Source organism: Vibrio sp. S457-15 (assembly GCF_000960545.1).
Classification (GTDB): domain Bacteria; phylum Pseudomonadota; class Gammaproteobacteria; order Enterobacterales; family Vibrionaceae; genus Vibrio; species Vibrio parahaemolyticus.
In genome coordinates, this window is sequence record NZ_JYOQ01000121.1 from 47688 (window position 1) to 58668 (window position 10981).

Here is a 10981-nt window from a genome sequence, read left to right on the forward strand (position 1 = left end):
AGCAGCAGGATTTCAGCGCCATCACCATTGCTCTAGGTTTATTTGCTATATCAAACACAAGGATACGTGATGTCTTCTCAAACCATTCTTTCGGTGAACAACTTGTCTGTCAGCTTTACGACAAACGATGGGATCGTCGATGCAGTAAAGAATGTTAGCTTCGAGCTACAAGCGGGTGAAACGCTGTCTATCGTCGGCGAATCTGGTTCGGGTAAATCAGTTTCCACCAACGCTTTAATGAAGCTGCTACCAGACAACGCCATTGTCCATCCAGACTCGTCGATCATGTTTGAAGGCGAATCCATTCTGGACAAAACTGAGCGACAAATGCAGCGCATTCGCGGCGATCGCATCGGAATGATATTCCAAGAGCCAATGACTTCACTGAATCCGTATATGCGGGTCGGTATTCAAGTGGCGGAAGCCATGATGTGTCATCGCTCCGTCAATCAGCGCAAAGCCAAAGAACGTGTGCTTGAACTGTTTGATTTGGTTCATTTGCCGAACCCGCAACAAGCCTATGATAAGTATCCCCATGAGTTTTCTGGAGGCCAATTACAGCGCATCATGATTGCCATGGCGCTAATTAACGAACCAGACATCTTAATTGCCGATGAGCCGACAACCGCGCTTGACGTTACCGTTCAGGCGGAAGTGCTACTGCTGATTAAAGAGATTCAAGCAAAAATGGGGATGGCTATTTTATTTATCACCCATGACCTAGGCGTGGTGAAACACTTTGCCGATCGTGTGTTGGTGATGTGCAAAGGTGAGGTCGTTGAAGAAGGCATCACTGAGCACTTGTTTTCTGAACCTCAGCATGAATACACCAAAATGCTGATTAACTCGATTCCGAAAGGAAGCAAAACCCCCGTTGATGAGAAAGCGTCGGAATTGCTCAACGCTGAAGACATTCGTGTGAAGTTTTTGGTGAAGCCTCACTTTATCGCAAGCAAAAACGAGTACTTCGAAGCGGTAAAAGGCATCTCGTTACAACTGAAACAAGGCGAAACACTAGGCATTGTTGGTGAATCCGGTTCGGGTAAATCCACGTTAGGGCGTGCGTTGATCGGTTTGCTACCGTCTACCGGAAAAATTGAGTTTAAAGGTCAAAACATGACCTCACTCAGTGATAAAGAGCGGTTCGATCTGAAAAAAGACATACAAATGGTGTTCCAAGATCCATACGGTTCGCTTTCACCACGTATGACCATCGGGGAAATCATCACTGAAGGGTTAACCGTCCATCGGCCATATTTAAACAAGAAAGAACGCATGCAAAAAGCGCGTGATGTTCTGCGCGAAGTACGTTTGGATCCCGCATCTATAAACCGCTATCCGCACGAATTTTCCGGTGGGCAACGTCAACGTATTGCGATTGCACGAGCCTTGATTTTGGAACCGTCGTTTATCTTGCTTGATGAGCCGACCTCAGCCTTAGATCGCTCAGTGCAACTCACTGTCATCGATCTTCTCAAAGACTTGCAGAAAAAACACAATATTGGTTATTTGTTCATAAGCCATGATTTATCAGTGGTTAAGGCGCTTTCTGATCGCGTATTGGTGATGCAAAAAGGAGAAGTGATGGAGCAAGGAAGCGCTCAAGAGATTTTCCATCACCCAAAAAGTGAGTACACTAGAAAACTGATTGATGCCTCATTTGATCTTGAAAACAATGAAAATCAAAATGATGCTGCTTAGATTCATCACAGTTTCATATTAATGAACTAGGATTAAGTAAAGATGATTATTTCATCTTTACTTGAGAATGGCGTAGCTGCCTTTCGGTTTGGCCGCCGAGACTGGTTGGTTCATCGAGTCAGACTTAGTCAACCTGACTCAACAATACTGAAAAACAGTATTACTTGAGTTCCCCCAACCATGAAAAATGCCGCGATTCTGTCGCGGCATTTTTTATTCTCTAAAGCTCAAAATCGTCAAATCGACTCGATACCCATGTTGTATAGCGTAAATGCGTACACATCGGTCGTGAGTTCGATTTGCTTGCTGAGCGGCATACCGGCACCATGACCTGCATTCACATCAATACGAATCAACACCGGATTTTTGCCTTGCTGTTTGTCTTGCACTTCGGCAATAAACTTATACGAGTGAGCAGGCACAACTCGGTCGTCATGATCAGCGGTTGTCACCAAGGTAGCAGGGTACTGCACGCCTTCTTTTACATTGTGAACAGGTGAATACCCAAGTAAGTATCGGAACATCGCTTCACTTTGTTCTGACGTGCCGTAGTCGTACTTCCAGCCTTCACCAGACGTAAATGTGTGGTAACGCAGCATATCAAGCACACCAACCGAAGGCAGCGCAACTTTGAATAGTTCTGGGCGTTGCGTCATACACGCTCCAACTAACAAACCACCGTTAGAACCACCACGAATCGCTAGGCGCTCCGAGCTGGTGTAGTCGTTTTCAATTAGGTATTCCGCCGCCGCAATAAAGTCATCAAACACGTTTTGCTTTTGCTGCTGAGTGCCCGCATTGTGCCAAGCTTTACCATATTCACCGCCGCCTCGCATGTTGGCGACAGCGTAAATGCCACCCAATTCTAGCCAGTTGGCCACATTGCCAGAAAACATCGGAGTGAGGCTGATGTTAAAACCGCCATAACCATACAGCATGGTTGGCGCACTGCCATCAAGCGAGATGCCCTTCTTGTATGAGATGATCATTGGAACTTGCGTGCCATCTTTTGAGGTGTAGAACACCTGTTTTGACTCATACTCATTGCGATCGAACGGCGCTTTTGATTCTTGATAAAGCGTCGATGCACCAGATTCGACATCAAATGAGAAGATCGTCGGTGGTGTCACGTAGTTAGTAAAGGTGTAATACAGCGTGGTTTCTTCTTTTTTACCTGCTAGACCGTAAGCCGTGCCTTCTCCCGGCAGTTCTACATCTCGAATCCACTCACCTTGGTAATTAAACTGCTGCACTTTAGAAAGCACATCCACCATATAAGTCGCAAACAGATAACCGCCACCTTTGCTGATTTCTAGCGGCTGTTCTTGTTCAGCAATCACGTCAGCCCATTGTTCTGTCTGAGTGTTGTAGCTGACAACTTTGCCGTTCGGCGCTTCTAGGTTAGTGTAAAGCAGCAAGGTTTCGTCTTGGCTATCAATCAAGTAGGTGTCGCCTTGCGTCGTATCGCGCAGTGTCACAATCGCTTGGGAGTCAGACTGTAAGTCGATATAAAACAGACGATTACCCGATGTGGATTCTGCGCCAGCAATAATGAGGAAGCGATCATCTGTCGTCGTCGTACCAGACACATAGCGATGAATCTGAGCGCCCTGCTCACCAAAAATCACTTTGTCTTCAGATTGAGGGGTACCAAGTTCATGATAATAAAGCTTGTGATGCTCAGTTCGAGCAGACAACTCACTGCCTTGCGGCTTGTCGTAACTTGAGTAATAGAAGCCTTTGCTGCCCAGCCAAGAAATCGACGTAAACTTCGCATCAACGATCTCTGGCTCTAGCTGTTCTTTAGTTTCCGTATCAATGACAAAGATCTTACGCCAGTCACTGCCTCCTTCCGAGATGGAATATGCCACCAAACGATAGTCTTTCGAGAAGCTGACTTCGCCAAGAGAGGTTGTGCCCTCTTCAGAGAAAGTATTTGGGTCAAGGAAGACCTCGGCTTCTCCCTCGCCTTTACGGCGATACAATACGCTTTGGTTTTGCAAACCGTCGTTTTTGTAGAAGTAGGTGTAGTCACCACGTACAAATGGCTGGGAATATTTTTCGTAGTTTTGGCTATTCGCGACTAAGTCACGGATTTGTTGGCGGTACGGGATCTGACCAAGAAAATCGAAGGTCACTGAGTTTTGACCCGAAACCCATTGTGCGGTTTCTTCACTGCGATCATCTTCTAACCAGCGATAAGGGTCGGCAATGTCGTGACCAAAATAAGTGTCCACGACAGAATCTTTACGTGTTTTTGGGTAATGCATAACGTCCGTGTTACTCCGTTTGAAGTGTTTTGTTTTTATTGAGATTTATTCTCAATAGCTAGATTAGGGCTCAAGTGGCGAAATTCAACAAAAAAATGCAAACAATATGAAGCACCTAGAAGTAATGAGAAATGGTGAGGTAACGTTCGCGAATGTGCTCGATGAGCAGCTTAACCTTATTCGGCGGCTGACGCGTAAACGGATATACCGCGTAAATGCCCAGCTTTTTGCCGACCAGTTCGGGGAAAATATCCACCAGCTGGCCATTACGAATATCGTGGTACACCAAACAGCGAGGCACATACGCAATGCCGTGTCCGCCTAATGCTGCTTTGCGCAGAGCGGTGGCATTGTCGGTTGAAAAGCTTCCAGAGACTCGAACAATATAATTGCCTTCGTCACTCTTAAATTCCCACTCCGATGCACCGGTGGTTTGATAAGCGTATTGCAAACAGTTGTGCGAAGTCAGATCGATAGGTTCGATAGGTTTGCCGTTTTTAGCAATATAAGAAGGCGATGCGCATACCACCCATTGAGAGTCGAGTATGTGCCGAGCAATTAAACTGGAGTCTTCCAAGTAACCGGTTCGGATGACTAAATCGTAACCATCTGCGACAAGATCAACAAAGCGATTATCGAGCGACATATCGACAGTGAGCCCCGGATGAAGGTTACAAAACTCCGCCACCGCGTCGGCAAGAATCAAGTCACCGGAGATAGTCGGCACCGACATCTTGATATGACCGCTCACATTCTCTCCAAAGCCTGCAACAGCGTCCATAGCCTCCTGAGTGGCTTGCTTCACATTTTTAGCACTGTGTAACAACACCTTCCCAGCTTCGGTCAGGGTCAATTTGCGCGTAGTTCGATATAATAGTTGTGCACCTATCTCTTCTTCTAGTCGCGCCATTCTTTTGCTAACTACCGAATTTGTAAGGTTATTTGCCTCTGCAACCTTACTAAAACTACCTAATTCGATGACCTGAGAAAACAGGATTAAGTCGTCTGCTCGCATACAATTATGTCACTTTTGGAATTAATTATTTTCATTATTTCCCTATATCAATAAAAAATAAAGGAGTAAATTCACGCCAAATTAACAAAACCATTACAACAAAAAGTCGCCTCTACAGCGGATTGACACCGTTCGAGAAGTCAGCGTACGAAGGATGTACAAATGAGTGAAACCCTACTAGCCCTAGTGGCCTTTTCGCCAATTGTTGTTGCCGCCATTTTATTGGTTGGTCTCAACTGGCCTGCTAAAAAAGCTATGCCTGTTGCGTTCGGTTTAACCGTCGCTATCGCCCTTATGTTTTGGGATATGTCAGCTACTCGCGTACTGGCATCAGTACTCCAAGGTTTAGGAATTACTGTCTCTGTTCTTTGGATCGTGTTTGGTGCCATCTTCTTGCTCAACACTTTAAAACACACTGGAGCGATCACCACTATCCGTAACGGATTTACCGATATCTCTGCCGATCGTCGAGTTCAAGCCATCATTATTGCTTGGTGTTTTGGCTCATTCATCGAAGGTGCATCGGGCTTTGGTACACCAGCAGCGATCGCCGCACCACTATTGGTTGCGATCGGTTTCCCTGCCCTAGCAGCTGTACTAATGGGCATGATGATTCAATCAACGCCAGTATCGTTTGGTGCAGTGGGTACGCCGATTATCGTGGGTGTAAACAAAGGTTTGGATACGCACAACATCAGTGAAGCGTTGGCAGCTCAAGGCTCAACATGGGAAGCATACCTACAGCACATCACGGCTAACGTTGCCGTAATTCATGCCGTAGTTGGTACGATGATTCCTGTATTGATGGCGATGATGTTAACACGTTTCTTCGGCAAGAACAGAAGCTGGAGCGAAGGTCTGGATATTCTACCGTTTGCGCTATTCGCAGGTGTGTCATTTACCGTTCCTTACGCGTTAACTGGCGTGTTCTTGGGCGCTGAGTTCCCATCGCTGATTGGTGGTTTGGTTGGTCTTTCTATCGTCGTAACTGCTGCGAAAAAAGGTTTCCTAGTTCCTAAAACAAAATGGGATTTTGAAAGCGAAGACAAATGGCCAGCAGAGTGGCTAGGCTCTTTGAAAGTGGATCTGCACGACAATCCTGGTAAGCCAATGAGCTTGGTAAAAGCGTGGATTCCTTATGTAATGCTGGCCGTTATTTTGGTAGCAAGCCGCGTAAGCTCTGAGTTTAAAGGTCTACTGCAAAGCATCAGCGTGTCGTTTAGCAACATTCTAGGCGAGACAGGCGTTAGCGCTGCAATCCAGCCGCTTTACCTTCCTGGTGGTGTACTGGTGTTCGTTGCTCTGCTTGCTGCTGTATTGCAAAGCGGTAGCGCAAAACCTTTGCGTGAAGCATTCGGCGAGTCAAGCAAAACGCTAATCGGTGCAGGCTTCGTATTGGTGTTCACTATCCCGATGGTACGTATCTTCATCAACTCAGGAGTGAACGGTGCTGACCTAGCAAGTATGCCTGTAACAACCGCGAACTTTGCCTCAGACCTCGTTGGCTCTGCATTCCCAGCATTAAGTGCAACGGTTGGTGCGCTAGGTGCATTCATCGCGGGTTCGAATACCGTATCGAACATGATGTTCAGCCAGTTCCAATTCGAAGTCGCGCAGACATTGTCTATCTCAAGCGTGGTTGTAGTGTCACTGCAAGCCGTTGGCGCGGCTGCGGGTAACATGATTGCCATTCACAACGTGGTGGCGGCATCCGCAACCGTCGGTCTACTAGGTCGTGAAGGCGCAACCTTGCGTAAGACGATCATCCCAACGTTCTACTACCTAGTAATGACAGGCATTATCGGTTTGGTTCTGATTTACGGATTCCAACTCACCGACGTCTTGATGAAGTAATACGAATGCAGGGCTCACTGCCCTGCCCGATTTGACACAGCTGTCAGCACTACTACCCCGACATGTTGATTTAGCTTGCTACATCAATTCCCCCGGCAGCTGTGTCGCCTTTCCAGTTTGCATAACTGACTGAGCGATTAAATCAAGATTGTTCAACCAATTATGTAAGTGGGTTACCTAAATCGCATATTCAAAAGTAAGTGATGCAAAGGTAACTATACTCATTTTGATGCTTTTAGCGCTTAGTGCGATGAAAGCTCACTTAAGAGCAAATGCTCCACAACTTTGCTTAGAATAACCGCTAGGACACAATTATGATTATCTCAGCTTCTACCGATTACCGCGCTGCCGCGAAAGCCAAGCTACCTCCGTTTCTATTCCATTATATTGATGGCGGCTCTTACGACGAACGCACTCTGAAGCGTAATACTGACGATTTAGGCGATGTTGCACTACGCCAGCGCGTCCTACGCGATATGACAGACTTGAGTCTGGAGACCGAGATTTTCGGTGAGAAACTTTCGATGCCAATCGCACTGGCACCTGTTGGTCTAACTGGCATGTACGCTCGCCGTGGTGAAGTACAAGCAGCAAAAGCGGCAGAGAAAAAAGGCATTCCTTTTACCATGTCGACTGTGTCGGTTTGTCCGATTGAAGAAGTGGCACCAGCCATTGAGCGTCCAATGTGGTTCCAGCTTTACGTGCTAAAAGACCGCGGCTTTATGAAAAACGTTCTTGAGCGTGCAAAAGCAGCAGGCGTTACTACATTGGTATTCACGGTAGACATGCCAGTTCCAGGTGCGCGTTACCGTGACATGCACTCTGGTATGAGTGGCCCTAACGCAGCAATGCGCCGCGTATTCCAAGCCATGCGTCACCCAAGCTGGGCGGTGGATGTTGGCTTGCTAGGTAAGCCACACGATCTTGGTAACATCTCAACGTATCGTGGTGAACCAACGAAACTAGAAGACTACATCGGCTGGTTGGGCGCGAACTTCGACCCATCGATCTCTTGGAAAGATCTTGAGTGGATTCGTGATTTTTGGGATGGCCCAATGGTCATCAAAGGTATTCTGGATGAAGAAGACGCGAAAGATGCGGTACGTTTCGGTGCAGATGGCATTGTGGTATCAAACCACGGTGGTCGTCAGCTCGATGGTGTACTATCAACAGCGAAAGCTCTGCCAAGCATTGCGGACGCCGTAAAAGGCGATCTGAAGATCTTCGTAGACTCTGGTATTCGTACTGGTTTGGATGTTGTTCGTATGCTTGCACTTGGCGCAGACTGTACGCTGCTTGGTCGTTCATTCGTTTACGCGCTTGCTGCACAAGGTGGCGCTGGCGTAGAAAACCTACTCGACCTATACGACAAAGAAATGCGCGTGGCTATGACGCTGACTGGCGCAAAAACCATTGCTGACCTATCTCGCGATTCGTTGGTGAAAATCCCATAATCTTTATGAATACGCAGAAAGCAGAAACGAAAAAACGAGCCTCAATTGGCTCGTTTTTTTATTGCTCTTCAACCCGATAATTTGACGAGCAAGTTAGCTAACTTGGTGAACGTACTCAATGACGACTTGGTTGCCTTCGATGAACACATTGCGGATGTCACCATCCACTGTCACTCGGTTTTGCAAATGAACCGATCCCGCCGCCGACAGTTCTCTCTCAGTCAATGATGGAATCACTTGCCCAGGACGCACATGCAGCTGTTCACAAAGTTGTTTGATAAAACCTAGCGTCAGTGGCGAATTACCACGTAACAAGCCAGAAAACTCATGTAGGCTCAAACCTAGGCGCTTTGCCATTTCCATTTGAGTGATGTGCATTTTGGCTTTTTGTGACATCCAGATGTCGTAGAGCGCGTTTCTATCCAGCTCTGTAAATTCCATATCGGCCTCCGATAATTCAAGTGCCAATACACTCTCACACTTGCTTGAGATAAATGTTAGCGATAAGTCAGAGAACTTATAATTGATCGTTCGAATATTTGCGCTCAGCAAAGGTATGGCAAGGCTTGCACGCATCCGCTTTCGATTCAAAATTCATCAGATAATAGTGATAAATGGATGAAATCCCGGAAATTACTGGGGTGATACTTCAATATCTGCTACCTTTCCCTCCATGGTTCATCAGAAATAAAAGTTACTTATGTCACAGTGGTTTACCGATTTACAAAACTATGTACAAGCGCATAGTCAGGATTGGAGCGGAAGTGTTCTTTTTATCACGTTAGCCAGTTTTATCGCATGGATCGCTTGGCGAGTGGTCCGTTCACGTCTTGCAATTCTTGTCGAGAAAACCCCTTTTCATTGGGATAACATGTTGCTTGATGCGCTCAAAGCGCCAGTGAGCACACTCATTTGGTGTTGGCCTGCTACGGTGTCACTCGGCATCATTTTAGAAAGCGAACTGAATGACAAGATCAATTGGCTGAGCACGCTCAAGCTGATTCTTATTATCAGCGTCTTCGTATGGACCGTCATGCGGCTGATCACCAATATCGAAGATTTCGTTCTGGAACAGAAAAACCGAGACGAAACCACCGTTCAAGCCATCGCAAAAGTTGGGCGCTTATTCATCATCACTATCGGCGTATTAACCATCATGCAGGCATTTGGCTTGTCTCTGTCTGGTCTGCTGACGTTTGGTGGTGTGGGTGGCTTAATCGTAGGTCTTGCTGCAAAAGATTTGCTGTCGAACTTCTTCGGTGGTTTGATGATTTACTTCGATCGTCCATTCAAAGTAGGCGATTGGATTCGCTCTCCAGATCGTCAAATCGAGGGCACCGTAGAACGCATTGGTTGGCGCATGACCAGCATCCGCACGTTTGATAAACGCCCACTTTATGTGCCTAACTCCGTGTTTAGCAACATCGTGGTTGAAAACCCTTCCCGAATGCTAAACCGTCGAATCTACGAAGTGGTGGGCTTGCGTTACGATGATGCCGACAAAGTGCCAGAAATCATCACCGCAGTGCGCGAAATGTTAAAGAATCACAAAGATATCGATACGCGCCAAACCTTGATTGTGAACTTTGATACCTTTGGCCCATCATCGTTGAACTTCTTTATCTACACCTTCACGAAAACCGTGAACTGGGTGAGATACCACGAAGTGAAACAAGACGTCTTATTGAAAGTCGTCGGCATCATTAAAGAGCACAACGCAGATATCGCGTTCCCAACTCAAACACTGAAGCTCGACCCGATTCAAATGGCGAAAAACCAAGAAGACAGCGGTTTTTAATTCGCTCTTAAACACACAAAGCCCACTCAACATTGAGTGGGCTTTGTTTTATTTCGGGCTTACAAAACCTCAAAAAACATCGGTTATTTGGTAAGAACTATACGCGCATTGAGCGGTTGAACTGGACGATTGTTTTCCCCCATGACGTGTTCAAATTGCGCAATTTGCTCTGCCGAAATGCTTTGTGGATCTTTGATCACAAGCCAACGCACGCCTTCTGAACATGGTGGCGTAGTCAATGAGCCGTTAAATCGGTAGTAGTCTTTGTCGCTAGGAATCAAAGCGTTTGCATCGAAAGGAGCGCGAATCGTTACGTTTTGATCTCTTTCCGGCACATTTTCTAGCAGATTCGCCAAAGCAGGATTCGCTTTGCCTTGTTCAAAAAATACCGCCACTACTGCGAGATTGCCTTGCTCATCGGCATGAACGTAATGCGCTTCCAATGGGTAAGATTTGCCGTCGACATGGTTTTCAGATGGTGTGTGGAAATGAAACTGCTTTAAAGCAAACGCTTTGCCATCAATGGTCAGAACATTCTCTCCCTCAACGTTGGTTTGCAATGTGTGACCATTGTTTGTTAGCTCAACCACTTTGCCTTGGTAATTCAATTGCAGTTTTGCTAATTCAGCTTGCGTCGCCGAATGAATATCAATCGGGCTTTGGTTTTTACCTTGCGCACATTCAGAAGCAAACTCGCCCCAATGCTCTGGCCCGTGACTTCCTTCGTAGCCCCAGTTTGCTGCGTTGGCCGAACCAACGAATACCAAAGACAATCCAATCGCTGTAAGTGACTTTTTCATGATTTTCCTTATCCCTTCAAGTGAAGTGTTGTAAAAGCAAAGCCATACTAATCTCACAGGATTCGGTCGTTACAGAGTGGAAACTATGA

8 protein-coding genes are annotated in these 10981 nt (G+C 46.5%); 4 read left to right on the plus strand and 4 right to left on the minus strand.

Annotated elements, in window-relative coordinates; all coding sequences use genetic code 11:
- Positions 1 to 69: 69 nt before the first annotated feature.
- Positions 70 to 1701 (plus strand): ABC transporter ATP-binding protein, encoded by a 1632-nt coding sequence (locus tag UF05_RS11310; protein WP_020841442.1) that lies wholly within the window; start codon positions 70 to 72, stop codon positions 1699 to 1701.
- Positions 1702 to 1937: 236 nt separating this feature from the next.
- Here UF05_RS11310 and UF05_RS11315 read toward each other — a convergent pair whose 3' ends face one another.
- Both UF05_RS11315 and UF05_RS11320 read right to left on the minus strand, forming a co-directional pair.
- A complete protein-coding gene (locus UF05_RS11315; protein WP_045545524.1) occupies positions 1938 to 3971 on the minus strand; it encodes a prolyl oligopeptidase family serine peptidase in 2034 nt (677 codons plus the stop codon).
- Positions 3972 to 4086: 115 nt separating this feature from the next.
- Positions 4087 to 4986 carry a LysR family transcriptional regulator gene (locus UF05_RS11320; protein WP_005499789.1) on the minus strand — a complete coding sequence of 300 codons (900 nt, stop codon included), beginning with the start codon at positions 4984 to 4986 and terminating at the stop codon, positions 4087 to 4089.
- Positions 4987 to 5148: 162 nt separating this feature from the next.
- Here UF05_RS11320 and UF05_RS11325 point away from each other — a divergent pair, with 162 nt between their 5' ends.
- Together UF05_RS11325 and lldD are read left to right on the plus strand one after the other, a co-directional pair.
- Entirely contained in the window at positions 5149 to 6840 is a 1692-nt protein-coding gene (locus tag UF05_RS11325; RefSeq protein WP_045545525.1) for an L-lactate permease, read from the plus strand.
- A gap of 314 nt (positions 6841 to 7154) precedes the next feature.
- On the plus strand, positions 7155 to 8294 hold the full coding sequence (gene lldD, locus UF05_RS11330) for an FMN-dependent L-lactate dehydrogenase LldD (protein WP_045545526.1): 1140 nt from the start codon (positions 7155 to 7157) through the stop codon (positions 8292 to 8294).
- A 93-nt stretch (positions 8295 to 8387) separates the two neighbouring features.
- Here lldD and UF05_RS11335 read toward each other — a convergent pair whose 3' ends face one another.
- Positions 8388 to 8735: a helix-turn-helix domain-containing protein gene (locus UF05_RS11335; protein ID WP_005462888.1), complete on the minus strand. Its 348-nt coding sequence runs from the start codon at positions 8733 to 8735 to the stop codon at positions 8388 to 8390.
- Between the two features lie 259 nt (positions 8736 to 8994).
- Between UF05_RS11335 and UF05_RS11340 the strand changes: the two genes are divergently transcribed.
- Entirely contained in the window at positions 8995 to 10092 is a 1098-nt protein-coding gene (locus UF05_RS11340; protein WP_045545527.1) for a mechanosensitive ion channel family protein, read from the plus strand.
- An 83-nt stretch (positions 10093 to 10175) separates the two neighbouring features.
- Here UF05_RS11340 and UF05_RS11345 read toward each other — a convergent pair whose 3' ends face one another.
- On the minus strand, positions 10176 to 10892 hold the full coding sequence (locus UF05_RS11345; RefSeq protein WP_024702141.1) for a carbonic anhydrase: 717 nt from the start codon (positions 10890 to 10892) through the stop codon (positions 10176 to 10178).
- Positions 10893 to 10981 lie beyond the last annotated feature (89 nt).